The organism is Serratia sp. Nf2, assembly GCF_003028435.1.
Lineage (GTDB): Bacteria > Pseudomonadota > Gammaproteobacteria > Enterobacterales > Enterobacteriaceae > Serratia > Serratia marcescens_L.
Window position 1 is genome coordinate 273,657 of record NZ_PYTW01000006.1, and the last position, 23,849, is coordinate 297,505.

22 protein-coding genes are annotated in these 23,849 nt (G+C 60.0%); 11 read left to right on the forward strand and 11 right to left on the reverse strand.

Annotated features, from left to right (window positions below; translation table 11 throughout):
• Positions 1–44 precede the first annotated feature (44 nt).
• Both C9411_RS15760 and C9411_RS15765 read left to right on the forward strand, forming a co-directional pair.
• On the forward strand, positions 45–281 hold the full coding sequence (locus tag C9411_RS15760; RefSeq protein ID WP_029988820.1) for a type II toxin-antitoxin system CcdA family antitoxin: 237 nt from the start codon (positions 45–47) through the stop codon (positions 279–281).
• Positions 282–283: 2 nt separating this feature from the next.
• On the forward strand, positions 284–598 hold the full coding sequence (locus tag C9411_RS15765) for a CcdB family protein (protein ID WP_107227448.1): 315 nt from the start codon (positions 284–286) through the stop codon (positions 596–598).
• A 38-nt stretch (positions 599–636) separates the two neighbouring features.
• Here C9411_RS15765 and fghA read toward each other — a convergent pair whose 3' ends face one another.
• The 3 genes from fghA to C9411_RS15780 are packed head-to-tail and all read right to left on the reverse strand — an operon-like array spanning position 637 to position 3,569.
• Positions 637–1,479 (reverse strand): S-formylglutathione hydrolase, encoded by an 843-nt coding sequence (gene fghA, locus C9411_RS15770; RefSeq protein WP_077038636.1) that lies wholly within the window; start codon positions 1,477–1,479, stop codon positions 637–639.
• A gap of 14 nt (positions 1,480–1,493) precedes the next feature.
• Positions 1,494–2,618 (reverse strand): S-(hydroxymethyl)glutathione dehydrogenase/class III alcohol dehydrogenase, encoded by a 1,125-nt coding sequence (locus C9411_RS15775; RefSeq protein WP_063988868.1) that lies wholly within the window; start codon positions 2,616–2,618, stop codon positions 1,494–1,496.
• 30 nt (positions 2,619–2,648) lie between these two features.
• Positions 2,649–3,569 (reverse strand): LysR family transcriptional regulator, encoded by a 921-nt coding sequence (locus C9411_RS15780; RefSeq protein ID WP_107227449.1) that lies wholly within the window; start codon positions 3,567–3,569, stop codon positions 2,649–2,651.
• A gap of 105 nt (positions 3,570–3,674) precedes the next feature.
• Between C9411_RS15780 and C9411_RS15785 the strand changes: the two genes are divergently transcribed.
• The 8 genes from C9411_RS15785 to C9411_RS15820 all read left to right on the forward strand — a co-directional run bounded on the left by C9411_RS15785 (position 3,675) and on the right by C9411_RS15820 (position 12,676).
• Positions 3,675–4,832, forward strand: coding sequence for a YbfB/YjiJ family MFS transporter (locus C9411_RS15785; RefSeq protein ID WP_107227450.1), 1,158 nt, complete (start codon positions 3,675–3,677; stop codon positions 4,830–4,832).
• 243 nt (positions 4,833–5,075) lie between these two features.
• Entirely contained in the window at positions 5,076–5,741 is a 666-nt protein-coding gene (gene folE, locus C9411_RS15790; protein WP_004938969.1) for a GTP cyclohydrolase I FolE, read from the forward strand.
• A 79-nt stretch (positions 5,742–5,820) separates the two neighbouring features.
• A complete protein-coding gene (gene yeiB / locus C9411_RS15795) occupies positions 5,821–6,993 on the forward strand; it encodes a DUF418 domain-containing protein YeiB (protein ID WP_107227451.1) in 1,173 nt (390 codons plus the stop codon).
• A 126-nt stretch (positions 6,994–7,119) separates the two neighbouring features.
• The gene (gene galS / locus C9411_RS15800; RefSeq protein ID WP_107227452.1) at positions 7,120–8,157 is read left to right on the forward strand and encodes an HTH-type transcriptional regulator GalS; all 1,038 of its coding nucleotides are present in this window, start codon (positions 7,120–7,122) and stop codon (positions 8,155–8,157) included.
• Between the two features lie 264 nt (positions 8,158–8,421).
• Complete coding sequence (gene mglB / locus C9411_RS15805) at positions 8,422–9,414, forward strand: galactose/glucose ABC transporter substrate-binding protein MglB (RefSeq protein ID WP_063988873.1); 993 nt, start codon at positions 8,422–8,424, stop codon at positions 9,412–9,414.
• A gap of 99 nt (positions 9,415–9,513) precedes the next feature.
• The gene (gene mglA, locus C9411_RS15810) at positions 9,514–11,022 is read left to right on the forward strand and encodes a galactose/methyl galactoside ABC transporter ATP-binding protein MglA (protein ID WP_033637724.1); all 1,509 of its coding nucleotides are present in this window, start codon (positions 9,514–9,516) and stop codon (positions 11,020–11,022) included.
• Positions 11,023–11,033: 11 nt separating this feature from the next.
• A complete protein-coding gene (gene mglC, locus C9411_RS15815; protein WP_004938953.1) occupies positions 11,034–12,044 on the forward strand; it encodes a galactose/methyl galactoside ABC transporter permease MglC in 1,011 nt (336 codons plus the stop codon).
• 239 nt (positions 12,045–12,283) lie between these two features.
• Positions 12,284–12,676, forward strand: coding sequence for a tautomerase family protein (locus tag C9411_RS15820; RefSeq protein WP_107227453.1), 393 nt, complete (start codon positions 12,284–12,286; stop codon positions 12,674–12,676).
• A 115-nt stretch (positions 12,677–12,791) separates the two neighbouring features.
• Here the strand turns inward: C9411_RS15820 and sanA are convergent, their stop codons facing one another.
• The 8 genes from sanA to metG all read right to left on the reverse strand — a co-directional run bounded on the left by sanA (position 12,792) and on the right by metG (position 22,547).
• Positions 12,792–13,535, reverse strand: a complete 744-nt coding sequence (gene sanA, locus C9411_RS15825; RefSeq protein ID WP_004938948.1) for an outer membrane permeability protein SanA — start codon at positions 13,533–13,535, stop codon at positions 12,792–12,794.
• Positions 13,536–13,704: 169 nt separating this feature from the next.
• Complete coding sequence (locus C9411_RS15830; RefSeq protein ID WP_004938945.1) at positions 13,705–15,402, reverse strand: NAD-dependent malic enzyme; 1,698 nt, start codon at positions 15,400–15,402, stop codon at positions 13,705–13,707.
• Between the two features lie 221 nt (positions 15,403–15,623).
• The gene (cdd, locus tag C9411_RS15835; RefSeq protein WP_107227454.1) at positions 15,624–16,508 is read right to left on the reverse strand and encodes a cytidine deaminase; all 885 of its coding nucleotides are present in this window, start codon (positions 16,506–16,508) and stop codon (positions 15,624–15,626) included.
• A 137-nt stretch (positions 16,509–16,645) separates the two neighbouring features.
• Entirely contained in the window at positions 16,646–17,341 is a 696-nt protein-coding gene (locus C9411_RS15840; protein WP_107227455.1) for a CidB/LrgB family autolysis modulator, read from the reverse strand.
• Positions 17,338–17,745, reverse strand: a complete 408-nt coding sequence (locus C9411_RS15845; protein WP_063989316.1) for a CidA/LrgA family protein — start codon at positions 17,743–17,745, stop codon at positions 17,338–17,340. Before C9411_RS15845 ends, C9411_RS15840 begins: the two co-directional genes overlap by 4 nt.
• 138 nt (positions 17,746–17,883) lie before the next feature.
• On the reverse strand, positions 17,884–19,098 hold the full coding sequence (locus tag C9411_RS15850; RefSeq protein ID WP_107227456.1) for an MFS transporter: 1,215 nt from the start codon (positions 19,096–19,098) through the stop codon (positions 17,884–17,886).
• Positions 19,099–19,229: 131 nt separating this feature from the next.
• Positions 19,230–20,297 carry a sugar ABC transporter substrate-binding protein gene (locus C9411_RS15855; protein ID WP_107227457.1) on the reverse strand — a complete coding sequence of 356 codons (1,068 nt, stop codon included), beginning with the start codon at positions 20,295–20,297 and terminating at the stop codon, positions 19,230–19,232.
• Between the two features lie 222 nt (positions 20,298–20,519).
• Entirely contained in the window at positions 20,520–22,547 is a 2,028-nt protein-coding gene (gene metG, locus C9411_RS15860) for a methionine--tRNA ligase (RefSeq protein WP_107227458.1), read from the reverse strand.
• Between the two features lie 159 nt (positions 22,548–22,706).
• Between metG and apbC the strand changes: the two genes are divergently transcribed.
• Positions 22,707–23,819, forward strand: a complete 1,113-nt coding sequence (apbC, locus tag C9411_RS15865) for an iron-sulfur cluster carrier protein ApbC (protein ID WP_107227459.1) — start codon at positions 22,707–22,709, stop codon at positions 23,817–23,819.
• The last annotated feature ends 30 nt before the right edge of the window (positions 23,820–23,849 follow it).

Below are 23,849 nucleotides of genomic sequence, written 5' to 3' on the forward strand. Positions count from 1 at the left end.
AATAAACCGTGTTGTTTGCACGAAGATGAGTGAGAGAGGTGCCGATGCCAGTAAAACAACGAACGACGCAAAGTGTGACCATGACGCTGGAACGCAGTTTGTTGAGCCGTGCGCGTGAGGCGGGGATTAATCTCAGCGCGACGCTAACGGCTGCTTTAGATGCTGAGTTGCGTCAGCATGAGAGGATAAAATGGCAGGAAGAAAACCGAGAGGCGCTTGAAGCGCTTAACCGATTTAATGATGAGCATGGTTGCTTTAGCGACGAATACAGGACGTTTTAGCGATGCAATTTACAGTGTATGCGAATAGGGGAAACAGCGCGGTTTATCCCCTGTTGCTTGATGTGACGAGCGATATCATTGGGCAATTAAATCGTCGAGTTGTGATCCCTTTGTTGCCCGTTGAAAAATACCCGGGGAGTACGCGGCCGGAGCGCTTGATCCCGCTGATCAGATTGATTGATGACAACGAGTATGCCGTGATGACATATGAAATGGCCAGCATCCCGGTTCGGGCTTTGGGGGCCGAGTTTTGTGATGTTTCCCAGTATCGGAGCAGGATAAAAGCCGCCATCGACTTTCTTTTTGACGGTATTTGAAGAAATCCGGACGGGTTAATAACCGCCCGGATTTTTTATCAGCGGAACAGGTGCTCGGCGTGGAAGCGCAGGTGATCTTCCACGAAGGTGGCAATGGTGAAGTAGCTGTGATCGTACCCCGGCTGGATGCGCAGCGTCAGCGGCCAGTCGCGCTGGCGCGCCAGCTCCGCCAACCGCGCCGGCTGCAGCTGGTCGGCCAGGAACTGGTCGTCGTCGCCCTGGTCGATAAGGACCGGCATTTTTTCCGCGCCGCTGGCCAGCAGATGGCAGCTGTCGTACTGCAGCCACTGGTTTTCGTCGCTGCCCAGATAGGCGGTGAACGCCTTGCGGCCCCACGGCACCTGGCACGGGTTGACGATCGGCGCGAACGCCGATACCGAGCGGAAGCGCTGCGGGTTGCGAAACGCCATCATCAGCGCGCCGTGGCCGCCCATCGAGTGGCCGAAGATCGACTGACGATCGCTGACGCTGAAGTGCTGTTCGATCAGCGCCGGCAGTTCGGCGCTGATGTAGTCGTACATGCGGAAATGGCGATCCCACGGCGCCTGGGTGGCGTTCAGGTAGAACCCGGCGCCCTGGCCCAGATCGTAGCCTTCGTCGTTCGGCACTTCGTCGCCACGCGGGCTGGTGTCCGGCATCACCAGCACCAGGCCCAGCTCGGCGGCGATGCGCTGCGCGCCGGCTTTCAACGTGAAGTTCTCGTCGTTACAGGTCAGCCCCGACAGCCAGTACAGCACTGGTGGCGGGTTGTCATCACGCGGCGGCGGCAGGTAGATGCTGAATGTCATGTTGCAATTCAGGCTCTGCGCCGCGTGGCGATAGCGCTGCTGCCAGCCGCCGAACATGCGGTGCTCTTCGAGAAGTTCCAATGACAACGTCATCTCTGCCTCCTGGCTTATTGGTCGAAGTGGATGACGGTGCGGATCGATTTGCCTTCGTGCATCAAATCGAACGCTTCGTTGATCTGCTCCAGCCCCATGGTGTGGGTGATAAAGTCGTTCAGTGCGAATTCGCCGTCCAGATAGCGCTCGACGATGCCCGGCAGCTGCGAACGGCCCTTAACGCCGCCGAACGCCGAACCACGCCAGACGCGGCCGGTGACCAGTTGGAACGGACGAGTCGAGATCTCTTCGCCCGCGCCTGCGACGCCGATGATCACCGATTCGCCCCAGCCTTTGTGGCAGCATTCCAGCGCGGAACGCATCACGTTAACGTTGCCAATGCACTCGAAGGAGAAGTCGACGCCGCCGTCGGTCAGCTCGACGATCACGTCCTGAATCGGCTTGTCATAGTCTTTCGGGTTGATCAGATCGGTAGCGCCCAGCTTGCGCGCCAGATCGAACTTGCTGGTGTTGATGTCGATGCCGATGATGCGGCCCGCGCCGGCCATCTGCGCGCCGATGATCGCCGACAGGCCGATGCCGCCCAGACCGAAGATCGCCACGGTGTCGCCCGGCTGCACTTTGGCGGTGTTCATCACCGCGCCCATGCCGGTGGTCACGCCACAGCCCAGCAGGCACACTTCTTCCAGCGGCGCTTCCTTGTTGATTTTCGCCAGTGAGATTTCCGGCACCACGGTGTACTCGGAGAAGGTGGACGTGCCCATGTAGTGGAAGATCGGCTTGCCATCCTTGAAGAAGCGGGTGGTGCCGTCCGGCATCAGCCCTTTGCCCTGGGTGGCGCGGATCGCCTGGCACAGGTTGGTCTTGCCGGATTTACAGAATTTGCACTCGCCGCACTCCGGGGTATAGAGCGGGATCACGTGATCGCCGACCGCCACGCTGGTGACGCCTTCACCGACCGCTTCCACCACGCCGCCGCCCTCGTGGCCGAGGATTGCCGGGAACACGCCTTCCGGATCTTTGCCGGACAGGGTGTAGGCGTCGGTGTGACAAACGCCGGTGGCGACGATCCGCACCAGCACTTCGCCTTTTTGCGGTGGCATCAGCTCGACTTCTTCGATCTTCAGCGGCTGGTTCGGGCCCCAGGCAACGGCGGCGCGGGTTTTGATCATCTCCATCATAGTCTCCTCAGTGGTTTTCTTTTTAAATCAGGCGATATCGACAACGTCTGATAAATCGTTGGGGGTGCTTTCATCAACAGCGGTGGTTTCCGTCTGTTCAATAATCAATTCTTTCAGCGCGCGCACGTTCGGCCCGAACGCATCGCGGCGCCACAGCAGCCAGGTGGCGGTGTCGGCCACGTCCGCCGGCAGGGTGTGAACCCGGACCCGCTCATGGCCCGGCAGCAGGCTGAGCACCGAATGCGGGATCATCGCCAGCCCGGCGCCGCTGGCGACGCAGGCCAGCATGGCGTGATAGGACTGAATCTCCATGATCTGCCCCGGCCGCGCGCCTTCGCGCTTGAACCAGGCCTCAAGCCGCAGGCGGTAGGAACAGCTGGCGCGAAAGGCGAACAGCGTTTCGCCGTTGGCGTCTTTGGCGCTGTGGATCGGCGCGTGATCGAGACAGGAGATCACCACCATATGTTCAGGATAGGCGATGCAGCCGTTCAGCTCGTCATAAGACACCGGGCCGTCGACCAGCGCCGCGGCCAGCGTGCCGGCGCGCACTCGATCGGCGATTTCGCCGGAGGTGCCGGTGGTCAGCGACAGCGAAACCTGCGAGAAGCGCTGGTGGTAAGCCGCCAGCAGCGAGGGCAGGCGGGTGGCGGCGGTGCTCTCCATCGAACCGAGGGCGAAGTTGCCCGCCGGTTCGCCGGCGTGGGTGATGCTCATCGCCTCGTCGCTCAGCGCCAGGATGCGGTTGGCGTAGCACAGAAAGTTATGGCCCATCGGCGACAGGCGCAGGCGCTGTTTTTCGCGGATAAACAGATCGGCGCCCAGCTCCTGCTCGAGCTGGCGCAACCGGGTGGTCAAATTCGACGGCACGCGGTGCAGCTGCTCGGCGGCGCGGGCGACCGAGCCGGTTTCCGCCACGCAGCAGAACATGCGAAGCTGGGTCAGATCCATAATGTTCTCGTTTCGTGATGAACTTGATAACTATTATTCAGTTTTTGTGAGTTTAATACTGCGGCATGATACTGGCAACTTTCTTTTAACCTTTTGGATACCGGTATGGCTTTACGTATTGCCTTGAGCGGTTTTGCCGCGCTGATCGTCGCGATGGGTATCGGCCGCTTCGCTTTCACTCCCCAGGTGCCGCTGATGATCGCGGAACACCAGTTCAGCCTCACCGGCGCCGGGCTGGTGGCGGCGATCAACTACCTGGGCTACCTGTGCGGCGCCTACGACGCGATGCGCGCCACGCGCCACGTCGAGCGGCGCCTGTGGCTTGGCGTGTGGGGCGCGGTGGCGCTGACGCTGCTGTCGGCGCTGGCGCAGGATGAATGGACGCACGGTGCGCTGCGTTTCGTCATCGGCTGGGCCAGCGGCTGGGCGATGGTACTGGTGGCGGCCTGGACAAACGAGCGGTTGGCGCACTACGGCCGGCCGGCGCTGAGTGCGGCGGTGTTCGCCGGGCCGGGTGCCGGTATCTTCCTCAGCGGCATGCTGGCGGTGGGCATCAACACGCTGGGGCTGACGGCGGCGCAGGCTTGGCTGGTATATGGCGGGCTGGCACTGGTGTTGGTCGGGGGGATTAGCGCCTTTCTGCCGCGCAGCGGTGAGCTGCATCGCCCGGACGTGGCCCCGGAGCCGCTGCTGCTGACGCCGGCGCTCAAACGCCTGGTGTGGAGCTACAGCCTGGCCGGTTTCGGCTACATCCTGCCGGCGACGTTCTTGTCGCAGATGGCGGCCGCGCGCTTTCCCGACAGCCTGTTTGCGCAGTTCGTCTGGCCGGTGTTCGGCGGCGCGGCGGTACTGGGGATCGTTATCGGTATTTTGACCCGCCACCGGCTGACCACCCAGACCCGGCTGGCGATCACGCTGTGGATACAGGCGCTGGGCGTGCTGAGCGCCGAAGTGGTGCCGGGCGTGGCCGGCCTGGCGTTGGGGGCGTTGCTGACCGGCGGCGGTTTTCTCTGCGTGGTGCAGCTCGCCCTTCAGCACGGCCGTGAACTGGCGCCGCGCCATGCGCGTTACATGGCCGGATTGCTGACTACCGGTTATGCGATCGGCCAACTGGTCGGGCCGATGCTGTCGGCGCTGTCGACCGCCTTGACCCATCGACTGGAACCTGCGCTGTACGTGGCGGTGGCGGCACTGTTGGTGGCCGGTGCGCTGATGGTGAATACCCCGGCGCGGCGGTTGGCGCAAAAAACGGCGATGCGGTGATTAAAATCCATACAAAAAACGTGGAATCCTGCAGCCGGCCTGATTGTGCTAAATGCGAATATTTCACCTGCGGATGAAGCACTATCACTGGATAATCGCCGCGCTCTCATCTACAGTGGGGCAAAATCTTGACCGGGTTCACGTTATCCACCACGAAAACTCTGCCGTCACGAGAGCAAGCAATTCGCCGGCCGCACGCCCTACCAGGCCGCCGGCGGGTTCCGTCCGCAGGAGAACAAAGACATGACATCATTAAGTAAAGAAGCCGCGCTGGTGCATGCGGCACTGGAAGAGCGTGGTCTGGAGACGCCGCTGCGCGGGGAAGTGCTGGATCGCGAAACGCGCAAGCGCCGCATCAAAGAGCACATGACCGAAATCATGCAGCTGCTGAATCTCGATCTGTCCGATGACAGCCTGGCGGAGACGCCGCATCGCATCGCCAAAATGTATGTCGACGAGATCTTCTCCGGGCTGGACTACGCCAACTTCCCGAAAATTACCGTCATCGAGAACAAGATGAAGGTGGATGAGATGGTGACGGTGCGTGATATCACGTTGACCAGCACCTGCGAGCACCACTTCGTGACCATCGACGGCAAGGCCACCGTGGCCTATATCCCGAAAGACTCGGTGATCGGCCTGTCGAAGATCAACCGCATCGTGCAGTTTTTCTCCCAGCGTCCGCAGGTGCAAGAGCGCCTGACCCAGCAGATCCTGGTGGCGCTGCAGACTCTGCTCGGCACCAATAACGTGGCGGTATCGATCGATGCGGTCCATTATTGTGTCAAGGCACGCGGCATTCGCGACGCGACCAGCGCCACGACTACCACCTCGCTGGGGGGGCTGTTCAAGTCCAGCCAGAACACCCGTCAGGAGTTCCTGCGCGCGGTGCGCCATCACCAGGGCTGATGGCGTTGCGGGGCGACCCGCACGACGACAACAGGCGCCTGCGGGCGCCTTTTTCATGAGCGGAAGACAGCGATAAAAAATGAACAGTCACCCTCTGCCGCGCATCGCCACGTTGGACTGCGTGCGCGGCATCGCCATCCTCGGCATTTTATTGCTGAACATTAGCGCCTTCGGCTTGCCGAAGGCCGCCTACCTCAACCCGGCCTATTTGGGTATGCCGTCGTCGCGCGATGCCTGGACCTGGGCGCTGCTCGATCTCTTCGCCCAGGCCAAGTTCCTGGCGATGTTCGCGCTGCTGTTCGGCGCCGGGCTGCAAATGCTGCTGCGGCGCGGCAAAAGCTGGATCCGCGCGCGGCTGTCGTGGCTGGTGCTGTTCGGCCTTGCGCACGCCATCTTCCTGTGGGACGGCGATATTCTGCTGGCCTACGGGCTGATCGGCCTGGTGTGCTGGCGCATGATCCGCGAAGCCAGGGAAACCTTCCAGCTGCTGAAAACCGGCGTGGTGCTCTACCTGATCGGTGTGGCGGTGCTGCTGCTGCTCGGTTTTATCTCGCACGGTGAACCGGGCAGCTTCTGGCAGCCGGGCGTGGCGGAGCTGCAGTACGAGAAGTTCTGGAAGCTGCAGGGCGGTTTCGAAGCCTGGCGCAGCCGCACCGATTTGCTCTCGTCCAGCCTGCTGGCCATCGGCGCGCAGTATGGCTGGGAGCTGGCGGGGCTGATGCTGTTCGGCGCCGGGCTGATGCGCAGCGGCTGGCTGCGCGGCAGTTATTCCTCCGGCTATTACCTGCGGCAGGCGGCGTGGCTACTGCCGCTTTCGGTGCTGATCCAGCTGCCGGCGGTGGCGCTGCAATGGCAGGTCCACTGGGACTATCGCTGGAGCGGTTTCCTGCTGCAGGTCCCGCGCGAGCTGGGCGCCCCGCTGCAGGCGATGGGCTATCTGGCGCTGTGTTACGGTTTCTGGCCCACGCTGTCGCGCATGCGCATCGCCCACTGGCTGACCCTGGTGGGACGTATGGCGCTGAGCAACTACCTGCTGCAAACGCTGATCTGCACCACGCTGTTTTATCGCTTCGGTCTCTATGAGCAGTTCGACCGGCTGCAGCTGTTGGCATTCGTGCCGCTGGTCTGGCTGGCCAACCTGGCGTTTTCCGCACTGTGGCTGCGTTACTTCGAGCAGGGGCCGATGGAGTGGCTGTGGCGCCGGTTGACGCAGTTGGCCGCCGGCGCAGCGGAACCCAGGGCGTTGAAGTGAGCGCCTGCCGGCAGGTTAAAAAAATGTATGTAAACGTTTTCTTTCCTGTGACGTAATTCACGCGAGCAGCGGGCCAATCGGGGTAGGATAGCGCCACCGGCCACTACCCCGATTTCAGGATCCCGCATGCCTCCAGTTCATCCGATCACCATTCGCGACGTGGCGAAACGCGCCGGGGTCTCCGTGGCGACCGTCTCCCGCGTGCTGAACCACAGCGCGCTGACCAGCAAGGAGACGCGCGAGCAGGTGCTGCAGGCGGTGGCGGATCTGGGCTATCGCCCCAACGCCAATGCGCAGGCGCTGGCGACCCAAAGCAGCGATACCCTGGGCGTGGTGGTGATGGACGTCTCCGACCCGTTCTTCGGCGCGCTGGTGAAAGCGGTAGACACGGTGGCGCAGAAACACCACAAATACCTGCTGATCGGCAACAGCTATCATCAGGCGGACAAAGAGCGCCACGCGATCGAAGTGCTGATCCGACAGCGTTGTAACGCCCTGATTGTTCACGCCAAAGCCCTGAGCGACGCCGAACTGATCGGTTTTCTGGAACAGGTGCCGGGCATGGTGCTGATCAACCGGATTATCCCCGGTTATGAGCCGCGCTGCGTCGGGCTGGATAACGTCTGCGGCGCGGAAATGGCGATGCGTCTTTTGCTGTCGCAGGGCCATCGGCGCATCGGTTATCTGGGCTCCAATCACCCGATCGAAGACGGGCCGCTGCGCCAGCAGGGCTATGCGCAGGCGATGACCGCCGCCGGGCTGGCCACGCCCGACAACTGGCGCGCCTACGGTTCGCCGGATCTGCAGGGCGGCGAGGCGGCGATGGTGGAGCTGCTGGGGCGTAATCTACAGCTGAGTGCGGTGTTCGCCTACAACGACGCCATGGCTGCCGGCGCCATGGCGGTGCTGAAAGAAAACGGTATCACAGTGCCGCAGCATTTCTCGCTGATCGGCTTCGATGACATCCCCATCGCGCGTTACACCAGCCCCAAGCTCACCACGGTGCGCTATCCGATCGTCTCGATGGCCACGCTGGCCACCGAGCTGGCATTGCAGGGCGCAGCAGGCCTGGTGGAGCCGCAGGCCGCTCATCTGTTCATGCCGACGCTGGTGCGGCGCCATTCTGTCGCCCCTTGGCAAAGTGAGGCGACGGTCACTCTCTGACGATTTAATCTTGTGTAACCGTTTTCAATCTGTGAGAAAATTCACAGAATATTAACATCACGCCGTCTATGCTCTAGGCGTTTTCCGGCGCAAAGGCCCTTGCCGCTGCAACCTTTATCTCGCGCTGACACAGCATTTCTCGGAAATAACAAGATCCACGGACGACAGGTGTTGAGTGGAAATCGCCTGGCCTGGGGTGTGCGCACTGCCGGTGACCATTGGCTTAAAGACGAGTAATACCCTACACAGAACCGGAGACTGACAATGAATAAGAAGGTTTTCACCCTGGCCGCCCTGGCCGCAGCCATGATGTTTGGCGCCGCAGCCCATGCTGACACCCGTATTGGCGTCACGATTTACAAGTACGACGACAACTTCATGTCGGTGGTGCGCAAGGCTATTGAGAAAGACGCCAAGGCTTCACCGGACGTCACCCTGCTGATGAATGACTCGCAGAACGACCAGTCCAAGCAGAACGATCAGATCGACGTGCTGCTGGCCAAGGGCGTGAAAGCGCTGGCGATTAACCTGGTCGACCCGGCCGCGGCACCGGTGGTTATCGATAAGGCGCGCGCAAACGATATCCCGGTAGTGTTCTACAACAAAGAGCCTTCCCGCAAAGCGTTGGACAGCTATGATAAGGCATATTACGTCGGCACCGACTCCAAAGAATCCGGCGTGATCCAGGGCGAGCTGATCGCCAAACACTGGAAAGCCAACCCGGCCTGGGATCTGAACAAAGACGGCCAGATCCAGTTCGTGCTGCTGAAAGGCGAGCCGGGCCACCCGGATGCCGAAGCGCGCACCACCTACGTGGTGAAAACGCTGAACGAAAAAGGCATCAAGACCCAGCAACTGCAGATGGATACCGCGATGTGGGATACCGCGCAGGCGAAAGACAAGATGGACGCCTGGCTCTCCGGCCCGAACGCCAACAAGATTGAAGTGGTGATTGCCAACAACGACGCCATGGCGATGGGCGCGGTGGAAGCGCTGAAAGCGCACAACAAGACCAGCATCCCGGTGTTTGGCGTCGATGCGTTGCCTGAAGCGCTGGCGCTGGTGAAATCCGGCGCGATGGCGGGCACGGTGCTGAATGACGCCGATAACCAGGCGAAAGCCACCTTCGAGCTGGCGAAAAACCTGGCGGCGGGCAAACCGGCCACCGAAGGCACCCAATATAAAGTCGAAAATAAAGTCGTGCGTATTCCTTACGTCGGCGTAGATAAAGACAACCTGTCTCAGTTTGTTAAATAAGAATTGAGATCCCGCTAAGACCCCGCTGGCGGCGCCAACACCAGGAATACCGCCGGCGGGGATGTTTACGACTGCAAGATCGTTAAGCCAGGTGTATTTATGGCCGATAGCTCACGCGAATTTCTGCTGGAAATGACGGATATCTGTAAGTCATTTCCCGGCGTCAAAGCCTTGGACAATGTCAATTTACGCGTCCGCCCGCACTCGATTCACGCCCTGATGGGGGAGAACGGCGCGGGGAAATCAACGTTGCTGAAATGCCTGTTCGGCATTTACAAAAAAGACAGCGGCAGCATTGTGTTTCAGGGCCGGGAAATCGATTTCAAAAGTTCGAAGGAAGCGCTGGAGCACGGCGTTTCCATGGTGCACCAGGAGCTGAACCTGGTGCTGCAGCGCACCGTGATGGACAACATGTGGCTGGGGCGCTACCCGACCAAAGGCCTGTTCGTCGATCAGGAAAAAATGCTCAAAGACACCCAGGCGATCTTCGACGAGCTGGATATCGACATCAACCCGCGCGAAAAGGTGGGCAACCTGTCGGTATCGCAGATGCAGATGATCGAGATCGCCAAGGCGTTCTCCTACGACGCCAAAATCGTCATCATGGATGAACCGACCTCCTCGCTGACGGAGAAAGAGGTCAATCATCTGTTCACCATCATCCGCAAGCTGAAAGAGCGCGGCTGCGGCATCGTTTATATCTCGCACAAGATGGAAGAGATCTTCCAGCTGTGCGACGAGATAACGGTGCTGCGCGACGGCCAGTGGATCGCCACCCAGCCGTTGGAAGGGTTGGATATGGACAAGATCATCGCGATGATGGTCGGCCGCTCGCTCAGCCAGCGCTTCCCCGACAGGCAGAACACGCCGGGTGAGGTGATCCTCGAGGTGAAAAACCTGACGTCGTTGCGCCAGCCCTCGATCCGCGATGTGTCCTTCGATCTGCACCAAGGCGAGATCCTTGGCATTGCCGGATTGGTAGGCGCCAAACGCACCGATATCGTCGAGACGTTGTTCGGCATTCGCGAAAAGGTGGCGGGCACCATCAAGCTGCACGGCAAGGCGATCGATAACCACAGCGCCAACGAAGCGATCAACCACGGTTTTGCGCTGGTGACCGAAGAGCGCCGTTCCACCGGGATTTACGCCTACCTCGACGTGGGCTTCAACTCGCTGATCTCCAATATCCGCAATTATAAAAACAAACTCGGCCTGCTGGATAACGCGCGGATGAAGAGCGACACCCAGTGGGTGATCGACGCCATGCGGGTGAAAACGCCGGGGCATCACACCCATATCGGCTCGCTGTCCGGCGGTAACCAGCAGAAGGTGATCATCGGCCGCTGGCTGCTGACGCAGCCGGAGATCCTGATGCTGGATGAACCGACGCGCGGCATCGACGTGGGCGCCAAGTTCGAGATTTATCAGCTGATGACCGAACTGGCGAAGAAGGGCAAGGGGATCATTATCGTCTCGTCCGAAATGCCGGAGCTTTTGGGGATCACCGACCGTATTTTGGTGATGAGCAATGGTCAGGTTGCGGGCATCGTTAACACCAAACAGACCTCGCAAAATGAAATCTTACGTCTCGCCTCCCTGCACCTTTAAGGATCGGAATTATGAACGCGCTAAATAAAAAAACCTTATTTACCTATTTCAAGGAAGGCGGCATTTACGTGGTGTTGCTGGTGCTGTTGGCCATCATCATCATTCAGGATCCTACCTTCCTCAGCCTGATGAACCTGAGCAACATTCTGACGCAGTCTTCGGTGCGCATCATCATCGCGCTGGGCGTGGCGGGGCTGATCGTGACCCAGGGCACCGACCTGTCCGCCGGGCGACAGGTGGGGTTGGCGGCGGTGGTGGCGGCCACGCTGCTGCAGTCGATGGATAACGTCAACAAGGTATTTCCGCACATGGAAACCTGGTCGATTCCCCTGGTCATCCTGCTGGTGTGTGCGGTCGGTGCGGTGATTGGCCTGGTTAACGGCCTGATTATCGCCTATCTCAACGTGACGCCGTTCATCACCACCTTGGGCACCATGATCATCGTCTACGGCATCAACTCGCTGTATTACGATTCGGTTGGCGCTTCGCCGGTCGCGGGCTTCGATCCGAAGTTTTCCACCTTTGCCCAGGGGTTCTTGCGCTTCGGTGACTTTAAGCTGTCGTACATTACCTTCTATGCGCTGATTGCCATCATATTCGTCTGGATCCTGTGGACCAAGACCCGCTTCGGCAAGAACATTTTCGCCATCGGCGGTAACCCGGAAGCGGCCAAAGTGTCCGGGGTCAACGTGCCGTTGAACCTGATCATGATCTATGCGCTGTCCGGCGTGTTCTACGCCTTTGGCGGCCTGCTGGAAGCGGGGCGCATCGGCAGCGCCACCAATAACCTCGGCTTTATGTACGAGCTGGATGCCATCGCCGCCTGCGTGGTGGGGGGCGTCTCCTTCGCCGGCGGGGTGGGTACGGTGTGGGGCGTGGTGACCGGGGTGATCATCTTCACCGTCATCAACTACGGCCTGACCTATATCGGCATCAACCCGTACTGGCAGTACATCATCAAGGGCAGCATCATCATCTTCGCCGTGGCGCTGGACTCGTTGAAATACGCCAAGAAGAAGTAGATTTATCACCTCGCAGACAATAAGGCCGGCCTATTGCCGGCCTTGTTACGTTGGGGCGATGTACGGTGCCAGGCAAAATAATAAGGTATTATTTGGTAATGGCTGGTTGGGTGGTTTCGGGTAAGGGATATTGCCCGATCTTGAGGTTGGGTGGGTTACAGCGTGACACAGTTTTCGGGCTACCAACATGACATGAAGTCAGTAAACTGGTTTTATTTACCGTTCTCAGGGAGCAAACTATGCCTGTATTTACCATTACGCTGAAAAGACGTAATACGCTTGATAAGAAAAGAATTTCATCGGCTATTCACACGGCGGTAGTAAAAACCGGCTATCCTGCGAACGATCAATTCCAGCGCTTTATCCGTCTTGAGGAAGACGATTTATATGTGGATCCCACTTATCCCGATCTGGAATCCCCCCGCAGCGCTAACTTCGTGTTGATTGAAGCTATGCTTTCCTCTGGCTCCCCCGATGCCCGCAAACAATTACTCTTACAGTCTCTGGTGCAGGAACTCGCCCTGATTGGACTGGACAGCAATGACCTGATGGTCCTCTTCATTGAATTGGACCGTTTGAATAGTTCATTCGGCGGTGGCAGAAGGGCATCCCCACTTTCAATGTCGCAATAAGCTGTCAGCGTACGTAGAGGGGGCTTTACGCAAATCATCCGGTATTCGTTTTTCTCGGATAATACGCCCTTTTAGCGTATTGCTGGGGGCGCGTGTAAAACCCTCTGCTGGATGATTAAGGCTGTTTGGCTTTCTGCTTCTCTTCTTTCAGCTTGTGCTCCAGCTCAACCAGCTGTTCCGGTGACACGGCGGGATAGCCCTGGGCGTCTTCCGGCACGGTGTGCATGGCGGAGATCGGGATCAGCGGGCCGAGGAAGCGCGGTTCGCGCTTGAGGATGTACAGATCGGTCAGCGCGCCCAGGCGAGCGAAGATCTCGCGGGCGCGGACCGTCATCATGTCTTTCGGCGACGGCACCGCGTAGCACTGCGCCTGAATGCCCATGTGCAGGGCGATGAACAGCGCGCGCTCGCAGTGGAAACGCTGGGTGATGATGATGAAATCGTTGGTGTCGAACACCTTGCGGGTGCGCACGATGGAGTCCAGGGTGCGGAAACCGGCGTAGTCCAGCACGATATCGCTCGGCGCCACGCCGGCGGCGATCAGATCGCGACGCATGGTCATCGGCTCGTTATAGCTTTGCTGGGCGTTGTCGCCGCTCAGCAGCAGGTATTTCACCTTGCCGCTGTTATAGGCATTGATCGCCCCCTGAATGCGGTAACGGTAGTACTGGTTGATCACCCCGGTGCGGTAATACTTGGCGGTGCCGAGCACCACGCCGACCTGGCGGTGCGGCAATTCCTGCAGTTCGTCGTAGACGTAAGGCGCGGTTTTCCAGCTGATCCAGCGATCCAGCGCAATAGCCGAACCCATCAACACCGCAATGATGATGAACAGGCTGATGATCAGGCGTTTCCACATGTTGTTGCCTTACGCGCGCCGGGCTGAAAAAGATGGATCAAGGCTACTTTACCTGACCGATCGACGCAAGACGCGAACCGCCTGAAGCACGCGCAACGCCGCATTTTTAGGCGGTTTTGCCGCACAAAAAAGCCCGGCGGAGCCGGGCTGGGTCATTTTAGCGCGCCAATCAGAACGAAGTGCGCTTGTAGCTGCGGTACTGCGGCCGCCAGAAGTTGTGCTCGATGGCTTTCGACAGCGCGTCTTCGGAGGTGACGATCGCCACACCCTGCAGCTGCGCCGCTTTACCCACTTCCATGGCGATGCACTTCGACACGCCCTGAATATCGTCGATATTCGGCAGCAGTGCGCCGTGGCCGTCGGTGGCCAGCGGCGAACAGTCCGCCAGCGCGCGGCTGGCAGCCATCAGCATGGCGTCGGTGACGCGGGTGGCGCCGGAGGCCAGCACGCCGAGACCAATCCCGGGGAAGATGTAGGAGTTGTTGCACTGGGCGATCGGGTACAGCTGCTCTTTATAGCTCACCGGTGCGAATGGGCTGCCGGTCGCTACCAGGGCGGCGCCGTCGGTCCAGTTGATGATGTCTTCCGGACGGGCTTCCACGCGCGAGGTCGGGTTGGACAGCGGCATCACGATAGGGCGTTCGCAGTGCTTATGCATTTCGCGGATCAGCTCTTCGGTAAACAGCCCCGGCTGGCCGGACACGCCGATCAGAATGGTCGGCTTGGCGTTGCGCACCACGTCCAGCAGCGAAATGGCGTCGCTGGCGGTTTCCCAACCGGCCAGGTTGTCGCTCTTCTGCACCAGCTTGCTCTGGAAATCGAGCAGGTTCGGCAGTTTGTCGGTCAGCAGGCCGAAGCGGTCGACCATGAACACGCGGGCGCGCGCTTCGTCTTCGCTCAAGCCTTCGGACTTCATCTGCGCGATGATCTGCTCGGCGATGCCGCAGCCGGCGGAACCGGCACCGAGGAAGGTGACGGTCTGATCGCGCAGCTGGCTGCCGGCGGCGCGGCTGGCGGCGATCAGGCTGCCGAGGGTCACTGCGGCGGTGCCCTGAATGTCATCGTTGAAGCAGCAGATCTCATCGCGGTAGCGATTCAACAGCGGGGTGGCATTGTTCTGCGCGAAGTCTTCGAACTGCAGCAGCACGTTCGGCCAGCGGCGTTTGACCGCCTGAATAAACTCTTCGACGAAGGCGTGGTACTCCTCGCCGGAGATGCGCGGATGGCGCCAGCCCATGTACAGTGGATCGTTGAGGCGCTGCGGGTTGTTGGTGCCGACGTCCAGCACCACCGGTAGCGTGTAGGCCGGGCTGATGCCGCCGCAGGCGGTGTACAGCGACAGTTTGCCGATGGGGATACCCATGCCGCCGATACCCTGGTCGCCCAGACCGAGAATGCGCTCGCCGTCGGTGACCACGATCACCTTGACGTTCTGCTTGGTGGCATTTTGCAGCATGTCATCGATGCGATCGCGGTTCGGGTAGGAGATGAACAGCCCGCGCGCGCGGCGGTAGATATCGGAGAAGTGCTCACAGGCCTCGCCGACGGTCGGGGTGTAGATGATCGGCATCATCTCGCTCAGGTGCGAGTCCAGCAGGCGGTAGAACAGGGTTTCGTTGGTGTCCTGGATGTTGCGCAGGTAGATGTGCTTGTCGTTATCGTTCTTGAAATCCTGATACTGACGGTAGGCGCGTTCCACCTGTTCTTCGATGGTTTCCACCGCTTCCGGCAGCAGGCCGTGCAGGTTGAAGTGGCTACGTTCTTCCTCGGTGAAAGCGCTGCCTTTGTTCAGCAGCGGAAATTCCAGCAGAATCGGGCCGGCGTAAGGGATGTAGAGCGGGCGTTTGCTTTCGTATTCTAGTTCCATCAGTTTTACTCTTCACGTATCAGATAACTTTATTGCCGACGATCCTAAGAGATAAAGAGAAGATGTACAGCATTTGTTGCCAGATGATGAACCAGGTTGGCGTAATTATCGACAATCAAATGATTTTTTAACTAAAGAAAGTCTCTCTGGCGGCGTTGGGGCATTGTATTTGGCGGGCGGGGCTGTTAGCGGCGGAACCGGATGGCTCCGCCGTGGTGCGCTTAGAACGCGGCGCGGCTGACGTTTTGGCAGCCCAGTGCCGCCAGCGTGGCGCGGGTGGCGTCCCACTGGCTGAGGATCGCCTCTTGCGGTTCGACCAGCACGGCGCGGCGGATGTTCAGACAATCGCCGCCGGAGAGGTTCAGCAGGATCAGCGCGGCCTGCAGCGGCGGCAGGCTCGGGTTGAAGGCGGCGTTTTCTGCATAGCGGCCGGCGTAGAGGTTACCGTCCTGCGTTTCCAGCGCCACGCCGCTGTGGGCGTTGCTGTACGGTGCGTGGCTCTGATTGGCCGCCGCCAGCGCCGCCTGCGTCAGCGCATCGTCCAGCGCCAGCCGGTGGCCGTGATCGACCTTGTCCATCAGCAGCGAAGCGATATCCAGATCTTCCGGGCCGAAGGCGTCCGGCAGATAGTCCGCCAGCGTGGCCGGCGCGCGGCCCGGCAGACGGATCTGCAGATCGCCGCCGCTGTTCAGCTCATTCATAAACTGACGGCAATGGCCGCACGGCGTGTAGTTGACGGTGACCGAAGCCAGTGCCGGTTCACCGCGCAGCCAGGCATGGGTAACCGCGCACTGTTCCGCATGCACGGTTTGCTGCAGCGGTGCGCCGCTGAATTCCATATTGGCACCGAAATAGAGGTTGCCACTTTGCCCGCGTGCGATGGCGCCGACGTGGAAGTGCGATATTGGGGTTAACGAGCAGGCCGCCGCCAGCGGCAGCAGCGCGAATGCCAGCGCATCATCGTCCAGTCCGCAGCCTGTGCGGATCGCCGCCGCTTGCTCGGCCGTGAACATCGCCGGAAAGTCAGGCGCGTCCAGATAGGGCTGCAGGGCGGATTGCAGTGTCGCGGGCAGTGCGCTGAACGCGGTGTGAAAACGCGGATGCATAGAAAGTCTCTCTACAGGTTAACGGGATAACATTCTAGGCAGGCCAGAGACATTAAAGTGTGATTAATGTCTCTTAATCGATGAAATTAATGCAATGAGATACATAAATGCGAGATGTATCGCAAGTTTCAACGTATTCAACCGAACAGATGCAGCAGCACCGGGAACAGGAACGGCGCCAGCAGCGAGGTGATGATGCCGCAGATCACCAGCGCCAGCGAGCCGAAAGCGCCTTCCTGGTAGTCCATCTCCGCGCAGCGTGCGGTGCCCAGCGCGTGGGATGCGGTGCCCATCGCCAGGCCGCGCGCCGAGTGGGTGGTGATTTTCAACAGGTTGAACAGCGTATGGCCGAGCACGGCGCCGAGGATACCGACGAAAATGACGCAGACCGCGCTGATCGCCGGAATGCCGCCGAGCGAGTCCGCGACGGCCATGGCGATCGGCGTAGTGACCGATTTCGGCAGGATAGAGGCGGCGATTTCCGGCGTGGCGCCCAGCCACAGGGCGATGGCGCCGCCGCTGATCATGGCGGTCAGGCTGCCGATGAAGCACACCGCGATAATCGACTTCCAGCGCGCGCGGATCTGGTGCAGCTGTTCATACAGCGGGAAGGCCAGCGCGACGACCGCCGGCTGCAGCAGATCGTTGAGGATTTTGCTGCCCTGAAAGTAGCGCTCATAGGAGATGCCGGTGAGTAGCAGCAGCGGGATGATCACCGCCATGGACACCAGCAGCGGGTTGAGCAGTGGCATGTTCAGCTTATGCGCCAGCCAGCGCGCGGCGAAATAGACCGCCAGCGTTAGCGGCAGCGACCACCAGATTTCATGGATCATGGGTTACCCTCCGTGTCGTCGGGCTTACCGACGATGCGGCGCTCGCGGTGAAAATAGTGTGAGGTATAGCCGACCACCACCAGCACCATCAGCGTGCTGATGAGGCAAGAAATAACCAGTGGGCCCAGATGCGCGACGATCTGGTCATAGTATTTCATCACCCCGACGCCGATCGGCACGAACAGCAGCACCATGTAGCGGATCAGCAAATGGCAGCCGGGTTTGACCCATTTGGCCGGCATAATTTGGGTAGAGAGCAGGGCGAACAGCAGCAGCATGCCGAGGATGCTGCCGGGAATGGCGAACGGCAGCAGCGCCGCCAGCGCGTTGCCGACGAACAGACAAAGATAGATGAGGAGCAGGGCTCTCAGGTATTTCCAGCACAGTGTGAGCACGTTGGCCATTGTCTTTTCCCGTTTAACTGATGCATTCATCATACAATTAAACTGTGAGCCATGCCACAGATCGCACCATGAATTCTCGCTATGGGTGCCATGCCCGAACGGCGGGTTGACAGCCCGCAATGGCCGTTGCGGGCGGGGTCAGCGCGCGTCTTCGGCGATTGCCGCCGCGTGTTCCGCCAGCCGGTGGCCGAGGAAGAAAAACAGCAGGCTGAGCAGCGCCGCGACGATCAGCATCACGAACATCAGCGGCGGCGCGGCATAGCTGAGCAGCACCCCGCACAGCACCGGGTTGATGGCGCCGCCCAGCGCGCTGAGATTTTGTACCCCATAGTAGCTGCCTTTCAGGTGCGGCGGCGCGATAAAGTCGATAAACATGTATTCTACCGGGATAACGATGATTTCGCCGAGGGTAAATACCGCCATCGCCGCCAGCCATAGCCAGACCGCCTGGCCGGCCACCATGAAACCAAGCAGCCCGATGATGAAAAACAGCGTGCCCAGCACCAGCCAGCGCAGCATGTTTTCCTGGCGCATGCCGCGGCTGAGCAGGTATTGCAGGGCGATGACGATGCTGGCGTTGACAATCATCACCAGCCCGATGATTTTGTAGGCAAACTCGGCGCTGGAGACGGTGATCAGGTACTGCGACAGATAGCCGGTGAACTGACCGAACACCACGGCGCCCAGGGTGCTGCCGAGAGTGAAGTAGATCAGCCGCCGATCGCTGCGCAGGATAGTCAGCGTCTGGCGGAAGTTGGGGAGCGCCGCGGGTGCGGTGGCGGCTGGCGTTGCGCGCTGTTCCCGACCGCGCAAGCGCAGGCTGAGCGCCGCCACCGTCGCCAGCGCCAACCCGCCCGACAGGTAAAACGGCAGCAGTGGACTCAGCCCGGCCACCAGGACGCCGAGCGCAGAACCGATCGCCCAGCCGACGTTGACCAATGTGTAGTTGATTGAAAAAGCCTTGATGCGCTGCTCGGCCGGCAGCCAGTCGGCGAAGCAGGCCTTAATGGTGATGCTCAGCACCGAATAACAGGTATGCAGGATCGCCAGCACCACGATCACGCCGCCGGGGCGCGGGATCCAGGGAAGGGCGAAGAAGCTCAGCGCAAACAATAAAATCGACAGCAGGATCAGGCGGTTCTTGCTGAATTTGTCTACCAGATAGCCGCCGTACAGGCTGGCAAGTATGCCGAGGGTCAGGCTGACACCCAGGATCACGCCCACGCTCTTCGGCAGCAGATGGAAATGCTCGGTGAGGTAGATAGTGATGAACGGCAGCGTCACGCCGCGGCCGATGGTCAACACCAGCGAACTGGCCAGCAGTACGTTGATCAGCGGGGGAAATCCCTTCATTCGAAGCCTGTTTATGCATACAGTTATTGGGTAATGCAGATAACATAGCGCATTTTGGCGAGGACGGAAGGGGAAAGCCGATAATTAGTTTAAAAACAGAGGCTGCGTCGCCAGCCTCGTCAAAAAAAGCATTATTTACCGTGTTCGGCCTGCAGCGTGGCGAACCACGGCTGCACGAAGTCGCTGCTGCTGCCCCAGCCGGGGATGATCTTCGCCAGCCCGGCGACGTTGACCGGCCCCGGCTGCGCCTGTAACAGCGCCTGCGGAATGACCGTCGCTTTGAACTGATAGCTGTCCGGCGTGCTTTCCCCGGCGATCTTGTTGGCCACTAGGCGCAGGTTGATCGCGCCGATAAGCTTCGGATCCACCGCCACGCTGACCTGCCACGGGCTGCCGGCTTCGCGCATCAACTGCAAGTCCTGGTTGGAAATATCGATGCTGTACAGCTTGATTTCGGTACGCCCGTTCTCTTTCAACGCCTTGTAAGCGCCCTGGGTAAAGGCATCCCAGGTGCCCCAGATGGCGTCGATCTTGCCTTTCGGGTATTTCGCCAACACCGCGCCCACCTTGTTGGCGGTATCGCCCTGTACGTCGGAGGAGACCGCGCCGATCGATTCCAGCTCATGAATGCCCGGATGCTGTTTCAGCAGTTGCTGATAGGCGGCCTGGCGGCGTTCCATCGGCGGGAAGCCGGCTACCCAGAGTTTGATGATGTTGGCCTGGCCGTTGAAATCCTTCACCAGCTGGCCGAAGGAGGCGTTGGCCAGTGAAGCGTCGTCCTGCTGTGAGACGGTGACGCCGGGAACGCTGCCGCTGACGTCGGTATCGAAAGCCGCTACGGCGATACCGGCCGCCGCGATGCGTTTGACCAGGTCGGTGGAATAGGGGGCTCGCCCCTGCGAGAGAATGATGCCGTCATATTTCTGGCTGATAGCCTGGTTGACGAAGTCCTGGAAGCGCGCGTCGTCGCCGTTGCTGAGGAAGGTGTCCACTTTGAAGCCCAGCTTGCGCCCTTCCTGAATGGCACCCGCCAAAAATTGCGTGGTGTTGTCGTCGGAGCCGAGATTGCGGATCACCGCGATGCGCACCGGCCCCTGATGCTGAGCGATGGCGGCCGGCACGGCGGCAGTTTCCGCCGCCTGCAGCGGCAGGGCGGCCAGCAGGCTGAGGGCGAGCAGCGAAGTCTTGAGGTTTTTCATTATTATAGGCTCCAAAAAAGCAGGGTAACGATCCCGGTGAAGGTCTGTTATAGCAGTCTTTCTATCTGGACGTCTATTTGTTGTTGCTGAGCATCATAGCGGGATGCGGCGGGCGAGGGAATCAGAGCGGTTATGACTTTTTCTTACTGTTTATAACGTTGGGTTTGAGGCATTAAAAAAGGGCCGAGCAAGCTCGACCCTTGATGTAACGCGCCGGTGCGGTTACTTGACCTGCATGCCTGGCTGTGCGCCGCTGTCCGGGCTCAGCAGGAAGATCTCTTTCCCGCCAGGGCCCGCCGCCATCACCATGCCTTCCGAAACGCCGAAACGCATTTTGCGCGGCGCCAGGTTGGCGACCATGATGGTCAGGCGGCCTTCCAGCGCTTTCGGATCCGGGTAAGCGGAGCGAATGCCGGAGAAGATCTGGCGCGATTCGCCGCCCAGGTCCAGCTGCAGTTTCAGCAGTTTGTCAGAGCCTTCGACAAAGTCGGCGCTCTTGATCAGGGCGATGCGCATGTCCACCTTGGCGAAGTCGTCGAAGGTGATGGTTTCCTGGATCGGATCATCGGCCAATGGACCTGTCACCGGTTTGGCGGCGGCCATGTCTTCCTTCGAAGCGTTGACCATCTCGCTGACCTTGTCCAGATCGATGCGGTTGAACAGCGCTTTGAATGCGTTCACCTGATGGCCCAGCAGCGGCTGCGGGATCGTGTCCCAGCTCAGCTCGGCATTGAGGAACGCTTCGGCGCGTTCGGTCAGCGAAGGCAGCACCGGCTTCAGGTAAGTCATCAGCACGCGGAACAGGTTGATGCCCATCGAGCAGATGGCCTGCAGATCGGCGTCGCGGCCTTCTTCCTTCGCCACCACCCAAGGTGCCTGCTCATCCACGTAACGGTTGGCCAGATCGGCCAGCGCCATGATTTCGCGGATCGCGCGGCTGAACTCGCGGCCGGCGTAAGCTTCGGCGATGCTCTGCGCCGCGTCGACGAAGGTCTGGTACAGCGCCGGATCGGCCAGGCTGTCGGCCAGCTTGCCGCCGAAGCGCTTGTTGATAAAGCCGGCGTTGCGCGACGCCAGGTTCACCACCTTGTTGACGATATCGGCGTTTACGCGCTGCACGAAGTCTTCCAGATTGAGATCGATGTCATCAATGCGTGAAGAGAGCTTGGCGGCGTAGTAATAGCGCAGGCAGTCGGCGTCCAGATGCTGCAGGTAGGTGCCGGCCTTGATGAAGGTGCCGCGCGACTTGGACATTTTGGCGCCGTTCACCGTCACGTAGCCGTGCACGAACAGGTTGGTCGGTTTGCGGAAGTTGCTGCCTTCCAGCATCGCCGGCCAGAACAGGCTGTGGAAGTAGACGATGTCCTTGCCGATAAAGTGATACAGCTCGGTAGTGGAGTCTTTGCGCCAGAACTCGTCGAAGTCCAGATCGCCGCGCTTGTCGCACAGGTTCTTGAAGGAGCCCATGTAGCCGATCGGCGCGTCCAGCCAGACGTAGAAGTATTTGCCCGGCGCATCCGGGATCTCGAAGCCGAAGTAAGGCGCATCGCGGGAGATGTCCCACTGCTGCAGGCCGGATTCGAACCACTCCTGCATCTTGTTCGCTACTTGCTCTTGCAGCGCGCCGGAGCGCGTCCACGCCTGCAGCATTTCGCTGAAGGCCGGCAGGTCGAAGAAGAAGTGTTCGGAGTCGCGCATCACCGGCGTCGCGCCGGAAACCACGGACTTCGGATCGATCAGTTCCGTCGGGCTGTAGGTGGCGCCGCACACTTCGCAGTTGTCGCCGTACTGATCGGGCGATTTGCATTTCGGGCAGGTGCCTTTCACGAAACGGTCCGGCAGGAACATGCCTTTCTCCGGATCGTACAGCTGAGAAATGGTGCGGTTCTTGATAAAACCGTTTTCTTTCAAGCGGCTGTAAATCAGGGTGGACAGCTCGCGGTTTTCATCGCTATGGGTCGAATGGTAGTTGTCATAGCTGATGCCAAAGCCGGCGAAATCCTGTTGGTGCTCCTGGCTCATCTCCGCGATCATTTCTTCCGGTTTCACGCCCAGTTGCTGCGCTTTCAGCATGATCGGCGTGCCGTGCGCGTCGTCCGCGCAGATGAAATGCACTTCGTGGCCGCGCATTCGTTGGTAACGCACCCAGATATCCGCCTGGATGTGCTCGAGCATGTGGCCGAGATGGATGGAACCATTTGCGTACGGTAGCGCGCACGTCACCAATAATTTTTTCGCGACTTGAGCCATAGTGAGAACTTGCTTTCTGTAATGAATAAAAGGGCCTTCGATGTTAACCGATCGCGCCCTTCGCTGCTAGGGCGGTTTCTTGCAGGTTATATGCGCCAGCGGCAGCGCAGTTCTGATATGCTTAGCCGGAAGCTACCCATTCAAAATCAAGGAGCCGGGATGAACGCAAAATCCCCTGAGCAGACCAACCCCGAAGTTCTGCGCGCCCTGGTGACCGGTGTACTGGCCGCCTTTGAACACCCGACGTTGAAAAACAACCTGACCGCATTGAAGGCCATCCATCACTGCGCGTTGCTGGACGATGTGCTGCATATCGAACTGACGATGCCGTTTGCCTGGCAGAGCGGTTTTGAGGCGCTGCAGGCGAGCGTCGGCCCCGAATTGCTGCGCGTGACCGGCGCCGGCGCCATCGACTGGAAGCTAACTCACGATATCACGACGCTGAAGCGTGCCAACGGCCAGGCCGGGATCAAAGGCGTGCGCAATATCATCGCCGTCAGCTCCGGCAAAGGCGGGGTGGGGAAATCCACCACCGCCGTCAACCTGGCGCTGGCGCTGGTCGCCGAAGGGGCCAAGGTCGGTATTCTGGACGCCGACATTTACGGCCCGTCGATCCCCAATATGCTGGGCACCGAACACGAGCGGCCGACTTCGCCGGACGGTCAGCACATGGCGCCGATCGTGGCGCACGGCCTGGCGACCAACTCCATCGGTTACCTGGTGACCGACGACAACGCCATGGTGTGGCGCGGCCCGATGGCCAGCAAGGCGCTGATGCAGCTGCTGCAGGATACGCTGTGGCCGGATCTGGATTACCTGGTGCTGGACATGCCGCCGGGCACCGGCGACATCCAGCTGACGCTGTCGCAGAACATTCCGGTGACCGGCGCGCTGGTGGTTACCACCCCGCAGGATATCGCTTTGCTGGATGCCGCCAAGGGCATCGTGATGTTCGAGAAAGTGCATGTGCCGGTGCTGGGCATCGTGGAGAACATGAGCGTGCACATCTGCAGCAACTGCGGTCACCATGAGCCGATCTTCGGCACCGGCGGCGCTGAGAAGCTGGTGCAGAAATACCACAGCCGCCTGCTGGGGCATATGCCGCTGCATATCTCGCTGCGCGAAGACCTGGATCGCGGTACGCCGACGGTGATCAGCCGCCCGGACAGCGAATTCGCCGAAATGTATCGTCAACTGGCCGGTCGCGTGGCTGCGCAGATGTATTGGCAGGGCGAGGCGATCCCGACAGAGATTGCATTCCGCGCGCTGTAATCTGCCTATCGCAAAGCAAGAACCCGGCTT

Coding starts and splice junctions, on each gene's coding strand:
- C9411_RS15760 (WP_029988820.1), top strand. CDS start 45: ATGCCAGTAAAACAACGAACGACGCAAAGTGTGACCATGACGCTGGAA.
- C9411_RS15765 (WP_107227448.1), top strand. CDS start 284: ATGCAATTTACAGTGTATGCGAATAGGGGAAACAGCGCGGTTTATCCC.
- fghA (WP_077038636.1), bottom strand. CDS start 1,479: ATGACGTTGTCATTGGAACTTCTCGAAGAGCACCGCATGTTCGGCGGC.
- C9411_RS15775 (WP_063988868.1), bottom strand. CDS start 2,618: ATGGAGATGATCAAAACCCGCGCCGCCGTTGCCTGGGGCCCGAACCAG.
- C9411_RS15780 (WP_107227449.1), bottom strand. CDS start 3,569: ATGGATCTGACCCAGCTTCGCATGTTCTGCTGCGTGGCGGAAACCGGC.
- C9411_RS15785 (WP_107227450.1), top strand. CDS start 3,675: ATGGCTTTACGTATTGCCTTGAGCGGTTTTGCCGCGCTGATCGTCGCG.
- folE (WP_004938969.1), top strand. CDS start 5,076: ATGACATCATTAAGTAAAGAAGCCGCGCTGGTGCATGCGGCACTGGAA.
- yeiB (WP_107227451.1), top strand. CDS start 5,821: ATGAACAGTCACCCTCTGCCGCGCATCGCCACGTTGGACTGCGTGCGC.
- galS (WP_107227452.1), top strand. CDS start 7,120: ATGCCTCCAGTTCATCCGATCACCATTCGCGACGTGGCGAAACGCGCC.
- mglB (WP_063988873.1), top strand. CDS start 8,422: ATGAATAAGAAGGTTTTCACCCTGGCCGCCCTGGCCGCAGCCATGATG.
- mglA (WP_033637724.1), top strand. CDS start 9,514: ATGGCCGATAGCTCACGCGAATTTCTGCTGGAAATGACGGATATCTGT.
- mglC (WP_004938953.1), top strand. CDS start 11,034: ATGAACGCGCTAAATAAAAAAACCTTATTTACCTATTTCAAGGAAGGC.
- C9411_RS15820 (WP_107227453.1), top strand. CDS start 12,284: ATGCCTGTATTTACCATTACGCTGAAAAGACGTAATACGCTTGATAAG.
- sanA (WP_004938948.1), bottom strand. CDS start 13,535: ATGTGGAAACGCCTGATCATCAGCCTGTTCATCATCATTGCGGTGTTG.
- C9411_RS15830 (WP_004938945.1), bottom strand. CDS start 15,402: ATGGAACTAGAATACGAAAGCAAACGCCCGCTCTACATCCCTTACGCC.
- cdd (WP_107227454.1), bottom strand. CDS start 16,508: ATGCATCCGCGTTTTCACACCGCGTTCAGCGCACTGCCCGCGACACTG.
- C9411_RS15840 (WP_107227455.1), bottom strand. CDS start 17,341: ATGATCCATGAAATCTGGTGGTCGCTGCCGCTAACGCTGGCGGTCTAT.
- C9411_RS15845 (WP_063989316.1), bottom strand. CDS start 17,745: ATGGCCAACGTGCTCACACTGTGCTGGAAATACCTGAGAGCCCTGCTC.
- C9411_RS15850 (WP_107227456.1), bottom strand. CDS start 19,098: ATGAAGGGATTTCCCCCGCTGATCAACGTACTGCTGGCCAGTTCGCTG.
- C9411_RS15855 (WP_107227457.1), bottom strand. CDS start 20,297: ATGAAAAACCTCAAGACTTCGCTGCTCGCCCTCAGCCTGCTGGCCGCC.
- metG (WP_107227458.1), bottom strand. CDS start 22,547: ATGGCTCAAGTCGCGAAAAAATTATTGGTGACGTGCGCGCTACCGTAC.
- apbC (WP_107227459.1), top strand. CDS start 22,707: ATGAACGCAAAATCCCCTGAGCAGACCAACCCCGAAGTTCTGCGCGCC.